13 protein-coding genes are annotated in these 17490 nt (G+C 62.7%); 6 read left to right on the forward strand and 7 right to left on the reverse strand.

The window, feature by feature from the left end; genetic code table 11:
* Window positions 1-12: 12 nt before the first annotated feature.
* From QYE47_RS08480 to QYE47_RS08490, 3 genes are read left to right on the forward strand one after another with little or no spacing between them, the layout of a single operon-like run.
* Window positions 13-1056 carry a homoserine dehydrogenase gene (locus QYE47_RS08480; protein WP_014589621.1) on the forward strand — a complete coding sequence of 348 codons (1044 nt, stop codon included), beginning with the start codon at window positions 13-15 and terminating at the stop codon, window positions 1054-1056.
* 12 nt (window positions 1057-1068) lie between these two features.
* Complete coding sequence (locus tag QYE47_RS08485) at window positions 1069-2487, forward strand: aldehyde dehydrogenase family protein (protein ID WP_019437933.1); 1419 nt, start codon at window positions 1069-1071, stop codon at window positions 2485-2487.
* A gap of 16 nt (window positions 2488-2503) precedes the next feature.
* A complete protein-coding gene (locus tag QYE47_RS08490) occupies window positions 2504-2851 on the forward strand; it encodes a RidA family protein (protein WP_070383432.1) in 348 nt (115 codons plus the stop codon).
* A gap of 28 nt (window positions 2852-2879) precedes the next feature.
* Here the strand turns inward: QYE47_RS08490 and QYE47_RS08495 are convergent, their stop codons facing one another.
* From QYE47_RS08495 to QYE47_RS08505, 3 genes are all read right to left on the reverse strand, one after another.
* On the reverse strand, window positions 2880-3833 hold the full coding sequence (locus QYE47_RS08495) for a bile acid:sodium symporter (RefSeq protein WP_070383433.1): 954 nt from the start codon (window positions 3831-3833) through the stop codon (window positions 2880-2882).
* A 248-nt stretch (window positions 3834-4081) separates the two neighbouring features.
* Window positions 4082-5335, reverse strand: a complete 1254-nt coding sequence (glyA, locus tag QYE47_RS08500; RefSeq protein WP_014589625.1) for a serine hydroxymethyltransferase — start codon at window positions 5333-5335, stop codon at window positions 4082-4084.
* 306 nt (window positions 5336-5641) lie between these two features.
* Window positions 5642-9472, reverse strand: a complete 3831-nt coding sequence (locus QYE47_RS08505; RefSeq protein ID WP_014589626.1) for an EAL domain-containing protein — start codon at window positions 9470-9472, stop codon at window positions 5642-5644.
* A 248-nt stretch (window positions 9473-9720) separates the two neighbouring features.
* Here QYE47_RS08505 and QYE47_RS08510 point away from each other — a divergent pair, with 248 nt between their 5' ends.
* The 3 genes from QYE47_RS08510 to gdhA all read left to right on the forward strand — a co-directional run bounded on the left by QYE47_RS08510 (window position 9721) and on the right by gdhA (window position 13659).
* On the forward strand, window positions 9721-10125 hold the full coding sequence (locus QYE47_RS08510; protein ID WP_014589627.1) for a hypothetical protein: 405 nt from the start codon (window positions 9721-9723) through the stop codon (window positions 10123-10125).
* Window positions 10126-10429: 304 nt separating this feature from the next.
* Window positions 10430-12097 carry an energy-dependent translational throttle protein EttA gene (gene ettA / locus QYE47_RS08515; protein WP_010951931.1) on the forward strand — a complete coding sequence of 556 codons (1668 nt, stop codon included), beginning with the start codon at window positions 10430-10432 and terminating at the stop codon, window positions 12095-12097.
* 221 nt (window positions 12098-12318) lie between these two features.
* Window positions 12319-13659 (forward strand): NADP-specific glutamate dehydrogenase, encoded by a 1341-nt coding sequence (gene gdhA, locus QYE47_RS08520; RefSeq protein ID WP_014589628.1) that lies wholly within the window; start codon window positions 12319-12321, stop codon window positions 13657-13659.
* 164 nt (window positions 13660-13823) lie between these two features.
* Here the strand turns inward: gdhA and QYE47_RS08525 are convergent, their stop codons facing one another.
* The 4 genes from QYE47_RS08525 to QYE47_RS08540 form a co-directional block, all read right to left on the reverse strand.
* Window positions 13824-14321 carry a GreA/GreB family elongation factor gene (locus QYE47_RS08525; RefSeq protein WP_070383434.1) on the reverse strand — a complete coding sequence of 166 codons (498 nt, stop codon included), beginning with the start codon at window positions 14319-14321 and terminating at the stop codon, window positions 13824-13826.
* Window positions 14322-14388: 67 nt separating this feature from the next.
* Window positions 14389-14745, reverse strand: a complete 357-nt coding sequence (locus tag QYE47_RS08530; RefSeq protein WP_070383435.1) for a hypothetical protein — start codon at window positions 14743-14745, stop codon at window positions 14389-14391.
* 216 nt (window positions 14746-14961) lie between these two features.
* Window positions 14962-16815, reverse strand: a complete 1854-nt coding sequence (locus QYE47_RS08535) for a DUF4105 domain-containing protein (protein ID WP_014589630.1) — start codon at window positions 16813-16815, stop codon at window positions 14962-14964.
* A gap of 71 nt (window positions 16816-16886) precedes the next feature.
* Window positions 16887-17375 carry a DUF3015 domain-containing protein gene (locus QYE47_RS08540; protein ID WP_003247492.1) on the reverse strand — a complete coding sequence of 163 codons (489 nt, stop codon included), beginning with the start codon at window positions 17373-17375 and terminating at the stop codon, window positions 16887-16889.
* Between the last annotated feature and the right edge of the window lie 115 nt (window positions 17376-17490).

Consider the following 17490-nt stretch of genomic DNA (forward strand, 5'->3'; position numbering starts at 1 on the left):
GGACAGCAAACCATGACCGAATACAAAATTGCACTCGTTGGCTTTGGTGGCGTTAACCGCGCTCTTGCCCAACTGATCGCCGAACGCAATGCGCGCTGGCAGCAAGAGTTGGGCTTTGGCCTGAAAATCGTTGGTGTCACCGACTTGTTCCTGGGGTCGGTGATCGACCGCGACGGCCTGGATGCCGCCATGCTGGCCGCGCTGCCGGCCCAGAAGGGCGCGCTGGCGCAAATCCCTCAAGGTTCGGCCGAGGCGTTCAATGAGGCGGTGATCAAGCAATCAGGCGCCGACATCATCGCCGAGGCTACATTCACCAACCCCAAGGACGGTGAGCCGGCGGCAACCTTCTGCCGCTGGGCGCTGGAGGCGGGCAAGCATGTGGTCACCACCAACAAGGGGCCGATTGCCTTGCATGCCCAGGCGCTCAAGGCCTTGGCCAAGGCCAACGATGTGTCGTTCGAATACGAAGGCGCCGTGATGAGCGGCACACCGGTGCTGCGCATGGCGCGCCAAACCCTGGCGGGCGCGGGCCTGGTAGGTTTCGAGGGCATTCTCAACGGTACCTCTAACTATGTGCTCACGCGTATGGAGGAAGGGCTGGGCTTCAACGAGGCGGTGGCCCAGGCACAAGCGCTTGGCTTTGCCGAGGCTGACCCGACCGCCGATGTGGAAGGCCATGACGTACGCCTGAAGGTGGTGATCCTCGCCAATGAGTTGCTCGGCGCCTGTCTGCAGGTGGGTGATGTGGCCTGCAGCGGTATCAGTGCCATCGACAGCGCGGCTATCGAGCGGGCACAGGCGGCGGGCGAGCGTTGGAAGCTGATCGGCAGTGCCCGCCGTGAAGCCGATGGCTCGGTGCGAGCCAGCGTCGAAGCGAAGCTGCTGCCTGGCCATCACCCCTTGGCAGGTATTTCAGGCGCCACCAATGCGCTGGCGTTCGACACCGAGTTGCTGGGGGCTGTAACCGTGTCCGGCCCGGGGGCGGGGCGCATCGAAACGGCTTTTGCCTTGCTGTCGGACATTGTCGCCATTCACGCGGCCGGCCATTCGGCCTGAGGAGCAACGTTCATGAGCCTGACTTCCGTATCCCGGGCGCTTGTTCAGCAACCCGCCTTGATCGATGTGTACAACCCCTTCGATGGCAGCCTGGTTGGCAGCGTCGACAACCTCGGCGCAGAAGCGGTGCCTGCCTTGCTCGCCCGTGCCCGTCAGGGTGTGCGTGAAAGCGCGGCGCTGCCCCGGCACCGCCGGGCGCACATTCTTGAACACGCCGCTCAACTCATTGAACGGGATGCGGCAGACTTTGCCGGCCTGATCGTCGATGAAGCGGGCAAGACCCTGCGGCAGGCCGAAAAAGAGGTCAAACGCTGCATCAACACGCTCAAGTTGTCTGCAGAAGAGGCGCGGCGTAACGCCGGTGAGGTGGTGCCTTTCGATGCCTATGAAGGCTCCGAATCGCGTCAGGGCTGGTTCACCCGCGAGCCGTTGGGGTTGATCCTGGCCATTACCCCGTACAACGACCCGCTCAACCTGGTGGCGCACAAGCTGGGGCCAGCACTTGCAGGGGGCAATGCGGTCATTCTGAAACCCTCGGAACTGGCCCCTCTTTCTGCCCTGAAACTGGTGCAGTACCTGGTGGATGCAGGGTTGCCGGAGGCCGTTGTCACTGTAGCCACAGGGGGAGCCGAACTGGGCAAGGCGCTGGTGGCTGTGCGTGAGGTGCGCATGGTTTCCTTTACGGGCGGTTTCGCTACGGGCGAAAAGATTGCGCACGGGGCTGGCTTGAAAAAACTTGCCATGGACCTTGGCGGCAATGCCCCGGTGCTGGTGCTCAAGGACTGCGACCTTGAGGCCACGGTCGAGTCGTGTGTGTCGGGCGCGTTCTGGGCGGCCGGGCAGAACTGCATCGGCACCCAGCGCATTCTCGTAGATGCCTCGATCTATGAGGCGTTCCGCGAACGCTTCGTGGCATTGACCCAGGCGATGGTCTGGGGCGATCCGGGCCGGCGCGAAACGGATATGGGGCCGATGATCACCGAAGCGGCTGCCCGACAGATCGAAGAACGCGTCAACCAGGCGCTTGAGGGCGGTGCCCGCCTGCTCTGCGGCCACCAGCGTCAGGGGGCGATCTATGCGCCGACAGTGCTCGAAAGCGTGGACCACGTCAGCCGGCTGTGGCTTGAGGAGGTTTTTGCACCGGTGGTGATGCTGGCGCCCTTCGAGACTGTCGAGCAGGCGATAGCGCTGGCCAATGCCCCGGAGTACAGCTTGCATGCCGGTGTGTTCACCCGCGACCTGTCGCTGGCGTTGAGCCTGGCCCGGCGTATCGAGGCCGGCGGTGTAATGATCAACGACTCTTCCGACTACCGCTTCGATGCCATGCCATTTGGTGGGGCCAAGTATGGGAGTCTTGGGCGTGAGGGAGTGCGGTTCGCCTACGAGGACATGACCCAACCCAAAGTCGTCTGCTTCAACCAGATGGGTTGAGGGGGAGGGTACCTCGATGATCACTCGCTACGGATCAAGCGCGCGGATGTCACTGGCGGTCAGTTACAGGGGCCTGTTCGAAACGGCAGGCATCGTGGCCGACGACCTGCAACAGGATGTGCAGGGGCAGTTACGTCAGGCGCTGAGCGTGATCGACGGCCTGATGGTGCAAGCCAACGTCGGCAAGGCGCAGCTGACGCGGGTTCAGATGTGGCTGGCCGACTACCGCCACTTCGACCTGGTCAACGAAGTGTACGACGCCTGGTTGCAAGGCTGTGCAAAACCGGTGCGGGCCTGTGTGGGCTCCGCCCTGGGGGCTGGCTACCTGGTAGAGGTGCAGGTGTTCGCTGTGTGCCCCGAATAGTCCTTTTCTCTATGACGAGTACCACGGGTCAACGCACAAACCGTGGTACCGCCCGTACATAGATCAGTTCGCTCACCAGTTCTACCAGGGTTTGCGTGATCACGGCTGCCGCCGCCAACCCGCGCATCTCTTCTGGCAACGCCAGCGCCAGCGGCAGCACCACCAGCGAGTTGCGCGTGGCTGCACTGAACGTCACCGAGCGTGCCTCACTGGCCGGCAGGCGCAGCAGGCGCGCACAGATGAAGCCGAGCACCGGGGCCAGCAGCATGAAGCCGATGTATACCGGAACCACCGGCAGCAGACGGTCGAAATCACGCAGTACCACGACAATCTGCGAAGCGATCACCACCATCAGCACCAAGGCCATGGCCGGCACCGGCAACCACGCCCAGGCGTCGTTCCAGGTCGCGACTGCGCGCGAGCGCCGGGCACCGGCGCTGGTGAGTACCGCGAGGGCCATCGGCACCACGATCAACAGCACGAAAGCTTCCACGAACGGTGTGATGGAGATTGCCACCTGGCTGCCACCACCCAGCATCAGGGCCAGGTACACCGGCAGCAGCACCAGTTGCGCCAGCAATAACACGGGGGTTGCGGCCAGGGTCAGGCGTGAGTCGCCTTTGCCAATGTGGGTGAACACCACCACGTAGTCGATGCAGGGCGTGAGCAGCACCAGCAAGGCCCCGACGAGGATCGCCGGGTGTTCCACCAGCCCACGGGTGATGGCCCAGACAAGCAGCGGAACGAGCATGAAATTGGCCAGTAGCAGGGCCGTGATGAAGCGGCGGTTACCCAGGCCCTGGCGCAGGTCGAGGAAGGGTATTTGCAGGAACATCGCGTACATCAGCACGGCGATGGCGGGGGTGATCAGGGCTTCAAGCTGGCGCGCAGTGTCGCTGGCCAGCAGGCCGAAGACGATAGCGGCCAGTACGGCGGCGAAGTAGATGGGGATCTGCCGGGTTTCGAGTTGCTCTCTGGTCAAGGTGTGGCCTGTGGTTGGTGGTGTCAAACAGGGTAATACGTGATGGCACGTGGCTGCTCGAAATCATTCCCTGTGGGAGCGGGCGTGCCCGCGAACACCGGCGCAGCCGGTGCCATCCACCGCGTAGCCTTCTTCGCGGGCACGCCCGCTCCCACAGGATGTGTATCAGGCCTGCGAACGTGTTTCATGGTCCGTTCACGAAAAAGCCCGGCACTGGGCCGGGCTTTTTCACTTCAGGCAAGCACCAATCAGTTGCCGTAAACCGGCAGCTTCTTGCAGATGGCCTTGACCTTCTCACGCACGGCGTCGATCACCGCTTCGTTGTTCAGGTCGGCCAGGATGTCGCAGATCCAGCTTGCCAGTTCCTTGCACTCGGCTTCCTTGAAACCACGGGTGGTAACGGCTGGGGTGCCGAAACGCAGGCCCGAAGTGACGAACGGCGAACGCGGGTCGTTCGGTACCGAGTTCTTGTTGACGGTGATGAAGGCTTTGCCCAGGGCGGCGTCAGCATCCTTACCGGAGATTTCCTGCTTGATCAGCGACAGCAGGAACAGGTGGTTCTGGGTGCCACCGGAAACCACGTCGAAACCGCGCTCGATGAACACGCTGGCCATGGCCTGGGCGTTCTTCACGACTTGCTGCTGGTAAGCCTTGAACTCTGGCTGCAGGGCTTCCTTGAAGCAGATGGCCTTGGCCGCGATGACGTGCTCCAGCGGGCCGCCCTGGGCGCCCGGGAAGACGGCGGAGTTCAGCTTCTTCTCGATGTCGGCGTTGGCACGGGCCAGGATCAGGCCGCCGCGCGGGCCGCGCAGGGTCTTGTGGGTGGTGGTGGTGACCACGTCGGCGAACGGAACAGGGTTCGGGTACACGCCAGCGGCAACCAGGCCGGCAACGTGGGCCATGTCGACGAACAGGTAGGCACCGACCTTGTCGGCGATGGCGCGGAAGCGGGCGAAGTCCAGAACCTGCGAGTAGGCCGAGAAGCCGGCAACGATCATCTTGGGCTTGTGCTCGACAGCCAGGCGCTCGACTTCGTCGTAGTCGATCAGGCCATTGCCGTCGATGCCGTACTGGATGGCGTTGTACAGCTTGCCCGAGGAGCTTACCGAAGCACCGTGGGTCAGGTGGCCACCGTGGGCCAGGCTCATGCCCAGGATGGTGTCACCGGCAGACAGCAGGGCCAGGTAGACGGCAGCGTTGGCCTGGGAGCCAGCGTGCGGCTGTACGTTGGCGTAGTCGGCGCCGAACAGCTCCTTGGCACGGTCGATGGCCAGTTGCTCGACGACGTCGACGTACTCGCAACCGCCGTAGTAGCGCTTGCCTGGGTAGCCTTCGGCGTACTTGTTGGTCAGGACCGAGCCCTGGGCTTCCATGACTGCCGGGCTGGTGTAGTTTTCCGAAGCGATCAGCTCGATATGCTCTTCCTGGCGCAGAGCTTCTTGCTGCATGGCTTCGAAGAGCTCGGCGTCGTACTTGGCAATGGTCAAATCACGGCTGAACATGGCGGTCCTCAAGGATCGGGGTAATTTGGGTGTGCATTCTAACCGATTGATTCGCGGCTGGCATATGAAGTGGCGTCAAGTCGCAGACCAATGGGCTTCATCTTGCATCCCGCGCCGTTTCTGGGCTGGGCGGGGGCAGGAGTTGACCTGGAAGTCCGCTTTTTATGCAGGATTGTGTCGCGACATCGTACTTGTAGGCGCGGGTTTACCCGCGAAGAAGGCGGCGCGGTGCATGGCACCGGCTTTGCCGGTGTTCGCGGGTAAACCCGCTCCTACGGGGGACCTTGCGAGCAGGCAGCGTGCGGGTCAATGGAACATGAACAAGGTCTCGTTGGAGAATTGCGCCTCGAACTGATGCGCCGGCATCGGCCGCCCGAACAGGTAGCCCTGCACCTCGTCGCAACCATGCTCGCGCAGAAACTCCAGCTGTTCGTGGGTTTCCACGCCCTCGGCGATGACTGCCAGGTTGAGGCTGTGGGCCATGGCGATGATCGCCCGGGCAATCTGCGCGTCTTGCTCGCCTTCGGGCAGGCCGTCGACGAAGGTCCGGTCGATCTTCAGGACGTCGATAGGGAACTGCTTGAGGTAGTTGAGCGACGAGTAGCCAGTGCCGAAGTCGTCTACCGCAATGCTCAGGCCGAGGTTCTTCAGGCTGGCAAGAATCTGCAGCGCCTCGTTCACCTCGCGCATCAGGATGCTTTCGGTCAACTCCAGTTCCAGGCATGCCGGCGGCAGGCCGCTTTCTTCCAGGATGTTGGCAATCCGAGTGCCTAGCTGGCCGTCGGAGAACTGCCGCGCCGAAATATTCACCGACACTTTCGGCACCCGCACCTTGGCCTTGTGCCAGGCCTTGAGCTGGCGGCTGGCCTCGCGCAGCACCCAGTCGCCCACGTCCACCACCAGGCCCAGTTCTTCGATCACCGGGATGAAGTCACCCGGCGGCACCAGGCCACGGGTCGGGTGACGCCAGCGCAGCAGCGCTTCGGCGCCGGTCAGGCGCTTGCCGTCGCCGCTGAACTGCGGCTGGTAGTAGAGGATGAACTCGTTCTGCTCCATGGCATGGCGCAGGTCGCTTTCCAGCTCCAGGCGCTCCAGGGCGCTGGCGTTCATTTCGGCCTGGTAGAACTGGAAGTTGTTCTTGCCGCGCTCCTTGGCGTGGTACATGGCGGTGTCGGCGTTCTTCATCAGCTGGCTCAGCTCACTGCCATCCTGCGGGCTGAGGGCGATGCCGATGCTGGCGGTGACGAAGAACTCGCGGTTTTCCAGCACGAACGGCCGCACCAGGCTGCCGAGGATGTTCTCGGCCACGTGGATGGCGCGGTTCAGGGCCATTTCGCGGGTGGGGCGCGGTTGCAGCAGCAGGGTGAACTCGTCGCCGCCCATGCGTGCCACAGTGTCGTCGTCATCCACGCAGGCCAGCAGGCGCAGGGCCATGTCCTTGAGCATGCGGTCGCCGGCCGCATGGCCGAGGGAGTCGTTGATCGGTTTGAAGCGGTCGAGGTCGAGGAACATCAGCACCACCCAGGCCTTCTGCCGCTCGGCCTGCTGCAGGGCGTTGTACAAACGGTCCTGGAACAGTGTGCGGTTGGGCAGGTGGGTAAGGGCGTCGTAGTAGGCCAGGCGGTGAATGCGCTGTTCGCTGGCCTTGCGTTCGCTGATGTCGGTGAAGAAGCACACGTAGCTGGCCAGGTCGCCTTCGTCGTCCAGTACCGCGGTGATGCCGACCCAGGCCGGGTAATGGTCGCCGTCACGGCGCTTGAGCCACACTTCACCTTCCCAGCTGCCGCGCTGGTGCAGTTGCTTGACCACATAGCGCAGGTGGCCTTCCTGCTGTTCGTCGACAGTGAGCATGCCCGGCAATTGGTCGAGCACTTCACTGACGGCGTAACCGCTGACGCGGCTGAACGCCTCGTTGGCCTGGACGATATAGCCGGCCGGGTCGGTGATGAGGATCGCCGAGGTGGAGTGTTCGAATACGGTCGCGGCCATGCGCAGGTCTTTTTCGGCACGACGTTGCTGGCTGATGTCGCGGCCCACCCCGAGTACGCCTTCGAAGCGCTGGTCATCGTCCCACACCAGCACCAGGCGCAGCTCGATCGGGATCTTGCGGCCATCGGCACGCAGGCAGTCGAACAGGAACAGTTGGGTGGGTAACTGGCTGCACAGTTGCGCCATCTGCGCCGGATCGCCCATGGCCTTGCTGACACGCTCCATCAGGCTGTAGATGCCGGTGAGCTGGGCCGGGTTGGCGACGATCGACTGCCAGCCGTTGGCGAAGATCCAGTCGGCCTGGTAGCCCAGCACGCTCTGTACCGAGGGGCTGACATAGTTGAGCTTGAGCTGGTTGTCGGTGGAAAAGATCACGTCACTGATGCTTTCGGCGAGCATGCGGTAGCGTTGCTCGCTGTCACGTAGCGACTGGCTGGCCTCGATCTGAACGGTCACATCCTTGCCCACACCGATGATGCGCGTCACCAGGCCTTCGGCGTTGCGGCTCAGCACCTGCTCGCGGATGTCGTAGCAGCGCCAGCTTCCGTCGCGGTGGCGGAAGCGCAGCTGGCAGTGCAGCGGTTGGTCATGACCGCTGTCGCGCTGTTGCTGGCGCAGTGCCTGGTAGTGTGCGGCGTCCTCGGGGTGCAGCAGCAGTTCCCAGAAGCGGTCGCCCATCTGTGCCAGCTCGGTGCGGTCGTAGCCCAGGGTCTGGCCGAGGTGGCGGTTGCTGAAGATCATCCGCTGGCTCGGCACATCCTGCACATACAACTGGTCGGGTACGGTGCGTACCACGTCCGACCAGAAGCTTTCGCGTTCCAGTAGCGACAGCTCCACCTGTTTGCGGCTGGTGATATCGCTGATGCTGAGGATCACCGCCTGATAATCACGACGCTGCAGCGGCAGCCGGGCCATCAGCCACAGGTGCAGCTCGGTGCCCTGCGGTGTCGGCAGACGCACTTCCAGCTCCAGCAACGGGCGTTGTTCGATCAGTGCGTCGATCAGTTGCATGCCGACGCTGTCTCGGCTGTCGCCAGTGCCATCGATCAGCCGCTGCCAGGCACCTTCGTGACAGTGGATGTTCAGCAGCTGGCGCGCCACTTGGTTGACCTCGGTGATCTTCAGCTCCAGCAGCAGCGAGCGGCGCAGGTTCGGGTCCAGCGCCAGGCTGTGCTTGAGTGCGGCCCGGTTACGCAGGTGGTAGCGGTCGAGCTGGCCGGGCAGGCTGGACAGGTCGAGCACGCACAGGGCAACGCCGGTGCCTTCAAAAATTTCCTGATAGCGCCGGCGGTCTTCCTGCAACGCCCGCTGGCGGCGACGCATGTTGATCAGCGCCAGCACCGGCAGCAGGGCGCAGAACAGCACCAGCAGGCACTTGCCGAGCAGCGCCGGCAATAATTTTTGCTGGGCCAGTTTGGCGTCGAACAGACCGCGTAGCTGCCAGGTGCTGTTTTCGATAAAGGCCAGCATCACGCTTTGCAGCGGTTCGTCGCTGGTGTCGGCTGCGGCATGGCGCTGCAGCACCTCGCCGCTGCGGCTGTTCTCCAGCAGCCACTGCGGGTGGCCACTGCCCTCTAGGTGGAGGGTGAGCTCGCGGTAATAGTCCGGTGACAGGCGCAGTAGCCAGTAGCCGCTACCCTGTGAGGCATCCTGGCGCAGCAACAGGTACAGGATGTGGTTGTCGGCCGAATTGGTGAAGAAGTACGGGCGTCCCTGGCTCAGCACGAGCAACTCGTCAAGCGACTGGCGGTCGGGGCTGCCGGCCAGGCTGTCGGCGCGTAGCTGCCCGGTGTTGTCCAGCCAGGCCACGCTCTGCAGGGCGGGGAGGCGCTCGCGCAGGGTGCCGAGCAGGCTAGGCAGGGCGGCAGGTGTTGGTGCATCAAGGTAGGGTTGCACCACGTTCACGGCCTGTTGCGCCTTGAGCGCCATGTTCAGGCTCAGGTGGTCGGCCAGTTCCGCGGAGGCGTCCAGGCTCTGTTTGCGCAATTCGGCCTGGGTATGGTTGAACTGGGCGAACAGCTGCCACAGCAGCAGGCCCAGCAGGATCAGGGCCAGCAGCGCCAGCGCACCCTTGATCGACCCGCGCAGGATAGTTGCGGGTGCTTGTGGGGCGGAACGCAATGACGACGGATGAGTAAGGTTGGTCAAGCGTTGATCCTGCGATTGGGCTGGCGATGGCAGGGAATGATCGTGCACGGTGCGTGCCGGCGCCGGGCTTGCGCACCGCGGTGGCGCACTATAAGGCCGGATACCCGAAACCGGCTAGCATGCCTCGGATTATGGCAAAGTGCCAGCCATGCTGACCGATGGTGGCTGCCTGGTGGTTCGGCAAGCCCCTGTAACCTGTGCGAGAATAGCGCCCGCTATACATGACAACGCATCGGAGATGTTCGGTTTTGGTTACTCACTTTTCCTCCAATGGCCTCGATTCCGCCTGCGGGCGCAGCAGTCAGACCCTTGTCAGCACTGCCGTGACCGAGGACGTATCCTGCAAGTCTTGCCAGCGCTCGCTGGGCAAACCCGAGGCGGCCGCTGCCGCAAAAAGCAAGGCCCCATCGCTGGCTGAACTGCGCAAGACCGCCAAGGTGGCAGCAGAGCCGGCTGTTGCCGTGGCGGCGGCCAAGCCGGCAGCCAAGGTGGTCAGCACTGCGCCTGCACCGGCCAAACCGGCCAAGGCGGCCGAGCAGCAACCTGCCCGCAGCGGCAGCTTCAGCGTGAAGTCCGCCTGGGCCGCGCGCCTGGCCGAGCAGGGCGACCGTTGCCGCTTGCCGCGGGGCAAGGCCAAACAGCGTCACGTCTGAGTCTCTTCGGCTGCTGTGCCGGCCCTTTCGCGGGCTCGCCCGCTCCCACAGGAATCGCGGATTCTTCAGACTCTGTGGTGACGCTGTGGGAGCGGGCATGCCCGCGAAGAGGCCGGCACAGGCAATGAATTCATCCCAGTGACCGCACTGATCACACCCCACCATCGGCCCCTCCTATGCAACGCCGCGCGTTGGCGTAGAATGGTCGACTTTGTTCAATGACACCCCGTAAACACATCCCACTGGCCACCGCGTGCCGGGGCGATCGGCGATGTCTTTACCTATCTGATTAGAGGGCTTGGTTTTGGCTCAATACGTCTACACCATGCATCGGCTGAGCAAGGTCGTGCCGCCGAAGCGGGAAATTCTCAAGAACATTTCCCTGTCGTTCTTCCCAGGCGCCAAGATTGGCGTACTTGGCCTGAACGGCGCCGGTAAATCGACCCTGCTGCGGATCATGGCGGGCGTCGACAAGGAATTCGACGGCGAAGCCCGTCCGATGCCCGACATCAACGTGGGTTACCTGCCACAGGAACCGCAACTGGACCCAACCAAGACCGTGCGTGAAGTGGTCGAGGAAGCGGTCAGCGTAATCAAGGACGCCCAGGCCCGCCTGGACGAGGTCTACGCGGCCTACGCCGAGCCGGATGCCGACTTCGACAAGCTGGCCGCCGAGCAGGCCAAGCTGGAAGCCATCCTGCAGGCCGCTGATGGCCACAACCTGGAGCGCCAGCTGGACGTCGCTGCCGACGCCTTGCGCCTGCCCGCCTGGGATGCGCGCATCGAACACCTGTCCGGTGGTGAGAAGCGCCGTGTGGCCCTGTGCCGCCTGCTGCTCTCGGCACCCGACATGCTGCTGCTCGACGAACCCACCAACCACCTGGACGCCGACTCGGTGGCCTGGCTGGAGCGCTTCCTGCACGACTTCCCGGGCACCGTGGTAGCCATTACCCACGACCGTTACTTCCTCGACAACGTCGCCGGCTGGATCCTGGAGCTGGACCGCGGCGCCGGCATCCCGTACGAAGGCAACTACTCGGGCTGGCTGGAAGCCAAGTCGGAGCGTCTGGCGCAGGAATCCAAGCAGCAGAGCGCCCACGAGAAGGCCATGAAAGAGGAACTGGAGTGGGTGCGCAAAGGCGCCAAAGCCCGCCAGTCCAAGTCCAAGGCCCGTCTGCAGCGCTTTGAAGAAATGCAGTCGCAGGAATTCCAGAAGCGCAGCGAAACCAACGAAATCTACATTCCGGCCGGTCCGCGCCTGGGTGACAAGGTTATCGAGTTCAAGAACGTCACCAAGGGCTACGGCGACCGTGTGCTGATCGACAACCTGTCGTTCTCCATGCCCAAAGGCGCCATCGTTGGCGTGATCGGTGGTAACGGTGCCGGTAAGTCGACCCTGTTCCGCATGTTGATGGGCAAGGAGCAGCCGGACTCGGGCAGCATCGAGATCGGTGAAACCGTGCAGTTGGCCTGTGTGGACCAGAGCCGCGAGGACCTGGACGGCGCCAAGACCGTGTTCCAGCAGATCTCCGACGGTTCCGACCAGATCCGCATCGGCAACTACGAGATCCCTTCGCGTACCTACGTTGGCCGCTTCAACTTCAAAGGTGGCGATCAGCAGAAGTTCGTCAAGGACCTGTCCGGTGGTGAGCGTGGCCGCCTGCACCTGGCCCTGACCCTGAAGGAAGGCGGTAACGTTCTGCTGCTCGACGAACCGTCCAACGACCTCGACGTCGAAACCTTGCGTTCGCTGGAAGAAGCCCTGCTGGACTTCCCGGGCGCCGCGATCGTGATTTCCCACGACCGTTGGTTCCTGGACCGTGTGGCTACTCACATCCTGGCGTACGAAGACGACTCGAACGTGGTGTTCTTCGAGGGTAACTACACCGAGTACGAAGCCGACCGCAAGAAGCGTCTGGGTGATGCTGCTGCCCAGCCGCACCGTGTACGGCACAAGAAACTGGCCCAGTAAGCCGGTTTTCTGATGCACAAGAATGGGGCCAAAGAGGCCCCATTTTTGTGCCTGGCGGACCGCTATAAATGGCGAAGCGTAGGTGTATTTTGTATACACTTACATAAAACGCACCAAATAATTTCAAAAAAACGACATTTCGCCCTATTCCGGTGCGATTGCTTCTTGGTACATTTCTGAAAAAAACCAATAAGTCCAATCCTCTTGGTGAGATGTCTACCATGATCGAATCTGTCGACAATTTCCTTGCACGCCTAAAGCAGCGTGACCCAGGCCAGCCGGAATTCCACCAGGCGGTGGAAGAGGTGCTGCGCACCCTGTGGCCATTCCTTGAAGCCAACCCCCACTATCTGCAGTCCGGCATCCTCGAGCGCATGGTCGAGCCCGAGCGCGCCGTACTGTTCCGCGTCTCCTGGGTCGATGACCAGGGCAAGGTGCAGGTCAACCGCGGTTACCGCATTCAGATGAGCAGTGCCATTGGCCCGTACAAGGGCGGGCTGCGCTTCCACCCGTCGGTCAACCTCAGCGTGCTGAAGTTCCTGGCGTTCGAGCAGGTGTTCAAGAACTCGCTGACCTCGCTGCCCATGGGCGGCGGCAAGGGCGGCTCGGACTTTGACCCGAAAGGCAAGAGCGACGCCGAAGTGATGCGCTTCTGCCAGGCGTTCATGAGCGAGCTGTATCGCCACATCGGCGCCGACTGCGACGTACCGGCCGGTGACATCGGCGTGGGTGCCCGCGAAATCGGCTTCATGTTCGGCCAGTACAAGCGTCTGGCCAACCAGTTCACCTCGGTGTTGACCGGCAAGGGCATGACCTATGGCGGCAGCCTGATCCGCCCGGAAGCCACCGGCTATGGCTGCGTTTACTTCGCCGAAGAAATGCTCAAGCGTCAGGACAAGCGTATCGACGGCCGCCGCGTGGCGGTGTCCGGTTCGGGCAACGTCGCCCAGTATGCTGCGCGTAAGGTCATGGACCTGGGCGGCAAGGTGATCTCGCTGTCTGACTCTGAAGGTACCTTGTATGCAGAAGCCGGCCTGACCGACGCCCAGTGGGACGCCTTGATGGAGCTGAAAAACGTCAAGCGCGGACGTATCAGCGAGCTGGCCGGGCAATTCGGCCTGGAGTTCCGCAAGGGCCAGACCCCGTGGAGCCTGCCGTGCGACATCGCCCTGCCATGCGCCACGCAGAACGAGCTGAGCGCCGAAGATGCCCGCACCTTGCTGCGTAACGGCTGTATCTGTGTGGCCGAAGGCGCCAACATGCCGACTACCCTCGAGGCTGTGGATATCTTCCTGGACGCCGGCATTCTGTATGCCCCGGGCAAAGCCTCCAATGCGGGCGGCGTAGCTGTGTCGGGCCTGGAAATGTCGCAGAATGCCATGCGCCTGCTGTGGACGGCCGGTGAAGTGGACAGCAAGCTGCACAACATCATGCAGTCGATTCACCATGCATGCGTGCACTACGGTGAAGAGGCTGATGGCCGGATCAACTACGTCAAGGGGGCGAACATCGCGGGCTTCGTGAAAGTGGCCGATGCGATGCTGGCTCAGGGCGTGGTCTGATCTGAGACGGTAATGGGCCGCTTTGCGGCCCATCGCGACGCAAGGCCGCTCCCATAGGCTCTCACAGGCTACCAAGGGTTGGATTGGTGTCCAATTTCTCGGGGGCAGTCCAGCTTGTGGGAGCGGCCTTGCGTCGCGATGGGCTGCAAAGCAGCCCCAGGGCCTCAACCCTCACCCAGAATCTCAACCACCTCTATCACCTGTTCCCCCACCGGCCGCTGCCAGACCACCTCATCACCCGGCCCAGCCCCGAGCAACGCTCGCCCCAATGGCGAACCCCAGTTGATCAAGCCCCGCCCGGCATCCGCCTCATCCTCGCCCACCAGCTGCACCAACTGCTCCTGGTCCTGCGCATCGACAAACCGCACCCGGCTACCAATCTGTACCTTGCTATGCGAAGTCGCCGCCGGTACCACCTGGGCGCTTTGCACCCGCGCGCTGAAGTAGCGCAGATCCCGCTCGGTATCGGCCAGCCGTTGTTTGTCACCCCGTTCGCCCTGCGCCTGCAATTCCCTGCGCAAGGCATTCAGCTCGGCCACCCGCGTCTGCAGCTGGCGCAGGCCGCTGGCCGTCACGTAGTTGGGCTGTTCACTGATGCGCCGCTCGACCGGCTGGTCGGCCTGGTCGGCGGCTTGGTCTTCGTTGACGAATGCTCGGCTCATGCAGGGCCTCCTTGTGCATGAGACCATCATGGCAGGCCGCCGGTTTAAAGGGATGTCCGTTTGCGACTCAATTGTGGCGATAGGCCTTGGCAGCGCCGCGGTCCTTTTCCTGCTCCCACTCGCGGTCACGCTGGTCCCAGAAGCGCTCGTGGTATTGGCGCTGTTCTGCGCTGTTCTGCATGGCATGACATTGGCGGAAGCCATCGTCCCAGCCGGTTTCGTACTGACGCTCGTGCAGGTAGCGCGGTACGTTCTTGCGGAAGTTGCCCACCATTAGCCCGGCAGCCTGGCGGCCACTGCTGCAGCCGTCCTGGAAGCCATCCGCATAGGCAGGAGGGTAACCGTGGTTGACCATCTGCTCGTGGGTGGTTTCGCAACCTGACAGCAACAACGCAATGCACACGCCGAACCAGTACCGCGACATAGCCACAAAGCCCTCCAGTTGATGGTGGAGAGTCTATGTGGCGATTTGTCGGGTAGGTGTCAAAACAGTGTCAAAGAGTTGGTTCAGTCACACTGCTTTACTAGCCTGACTGGCCAATTCGCGGGCAAGCCCGCTCCCACAGGTACTTGCACAGGCCTCGGATCGTGTGGGGACCCTTTGGGAGCGGGCGTGCCCGCGAAAGGCTGCAAAGCGGCCTCAGTAGTGATACCACTTCAGCTCCAGCATCACCTCGTTTTGCGCCGTAGCCAAGTGGCTGAATTCCCGCGAGGCACTCAACCGAAGCCCAAGGTTCTGGCTGATCTCCCACTGCTGGTTCAGGCTTACACTGCGACGCACTTCGCCGTTGGTGAAGTAATCGCCCTTGGCCTCCAGTGTCATGTTGCCCAGCCCATTACGCCACAGCAGCCCGCCATTGAAGCCAGCCGCCGGGGCAATGAATTGAGCGAAGTCGTTGTGATGCTCGACCCGCACCGTGCCCAAGGCAAACCCCAGCAAACCGTCGGCCAGCTGCCAGGTGCCGCCAGCGCCGCCATTCACATGGCTCACCAGCACTTCGTCATCATGCTTGCCCGGCACCCGCTCCAGCCCCCCAGCCACTTGCCATGACCAAGGCTTGAGCAGCTCGTTTCGGGGTGTCAGTGAACGGATGGTGGCCAGGTCCAGGCGCTGCACCTGCCAATCGTTGCCTTCGTACTGGCGCAGCTTCAATTGCAGGATTTCGATCTGTGCGCCCAGCGGGAAGCCATAGGCGTTGTCATTCAGGTCGTGGTAGGCCATGCGCAGGCCATATTCGGCGTAGGCGCGGTCTTCACGTGTGCCTACGCCCAACTGCCAGGTGCGCGAGTCATGGCCATCCTCGGGCAGGCCGGGGCGCTCGGTCTGCAGGGGCGGCGGCGGGTTGCTGTTGATCGCCCGCAGCAACTCGAAGCTTCGTTTGGCCTGCCCTGGGTCGCGTTCCTGGCCATTGGCCCGATAGCGCTCAAGGCGATACGCGGCATCTTGCACCAACGCTTGGCGTTCGCGAGGCAGGGCCTGGAATTCTGGGCTTTGCAATTGCGCAGTGTCGGCGCTTACAGCCAGCACCTGGCGCTTTTCGTCGTGGTCGAGTGGCTCGGCCCTGGCCAGCAATTCACGTTCGCGAGAGGGGCGGTAAGTTTCGCTGGCGACCAGGCCGGACTGCTTCACGGCTTTCACCGTGTCGGTGGGAATGGCCGTCAGCGGGAACTGAGACGTCAGGTCCAGGCTCGGCCGGGCCACTTGCAGCAGCTCCAGCAGGCGATACGAGCAGTTTTCGTCGAAGAAGAAGTAGTCGAACTGGATCTGCTTCAGCTCCCAAACATGCTCGACCATACGTCCGGTTTCTTCGGGGGTCAGGTCCAGCTGGTATTCCCACAGGTCGCGGTTTTCCAGGCTGCGGTATTCGGACAGTTTTTCCTGGTAGGGCATCAGCGCAAACAGCCCCGGGTAGCCGCCCATCAGGCCTTTCCAGGCGTACAGGATGCTGTTGTCGCTGCCTTCGATATAGGCACCGAAGTTGATGGCGTAGCTCAGCAGCGTGGTGTCGTCGCTGCGAGTGTTGGACTGGTCGATGCGCAGCAGGGTGTGCCCGAACATCGACGACGGGCTGTTCAGGTAGGCTGCCGGGAAGATCAACGCGGCGCTGTGCGGGTCGATCGACTGGTACCAGGTCTTGAATTCCTGGCAGTCCGGTTGTGGCAAGTCTTGCAGGTCGAGCTGTTCGCGCAGCCAGCGGGTGCGCGCGGGGAATACGCACTGGGCGTGCTTGTCACCGAGGCTGGCCGGGGCATACAGCGCAGCGACCGTAGCCTTGAGTTCCTGGTCCGGATGGTGCGCGCCATCTTCGGCGAGGAAGAACGCATCATCATCCACATAGCTGCGCCAGCCGCCGAGCTTGGCGGTTTCGTAATGTCCAATGGCGAGCCAGTAGGGGGTATTGGCCAATTGCTGGAGACGGCCTGGATCCAGCATGGGGGCGGCATGAACAGGGGCGCAGGCACACAGCGCCAGGGCAGCGAGGCGTTTGAGCATATCGGGCAACTACTTCTTGACGATGCCGAAAAAGGCGAAACCCGCCCCGGGTGGGGCGGGAGCAGCTGTGCTTAGGCCTCGGTAGCGTATTTGGCCAGGCGTGGGTCGCTCTTCAGAACGGCCAGGGTGTTGCTGTGGACAGTTTCGGCAGTGACGTCGGCGCTGCTGAAGATCTGGTTGAAGTGCTGGTGGGTGACCGAGTTGAAGTAGCTGCGGTCCTCCGGTGCTACGCCGAGAACGACGGCATAGGTGGTCAGTGCTTCGCCCTGGCCCATGGCCATGTCTTCGGAAAGCTCGTTCATCATGCCGTTCATGGCGAACCAGGACTTGCCGCCGTAGGTCAGCGAAGCCTTGGTCGAGCAGCCGTTGGTGCCGGAGGTCATGCCGAAGGTGGCGTTACCGGAGGTGCCGTTGGTGGTAGAAGCCAGGAAGTGTGCCGGCGTGCCGCGCTGGCCTTCGAACAGCATGTTGCCCCAGCCGCAGTTCGGGCCGCCTGGCGCTTCGGCCATGGCGTTCAGCGAGACCACGGTGAACAGAGTACCCAGAAGAATCCGTTTCATAGCATTTGTTCTCTTTGTCTTAACCAAGGGTCAGGGTTTCTGGCAACTCGGTTGCCAGGTCGGGAAAGCTTTTCACCCACCCGCGCAGCTTGGAGTTTAGGCACGATCTAAAGGT

This window comes from Pseudomonas sp. 2,4-D (assembly GCF_030418155.1).
GTDB lineage: Bacteria > Pseudomonadota > Gammaproteobacteria > Pseudomonadales > Pseudomonadaceae > Aquipseudomonas > Aquipseudomonas alloputida.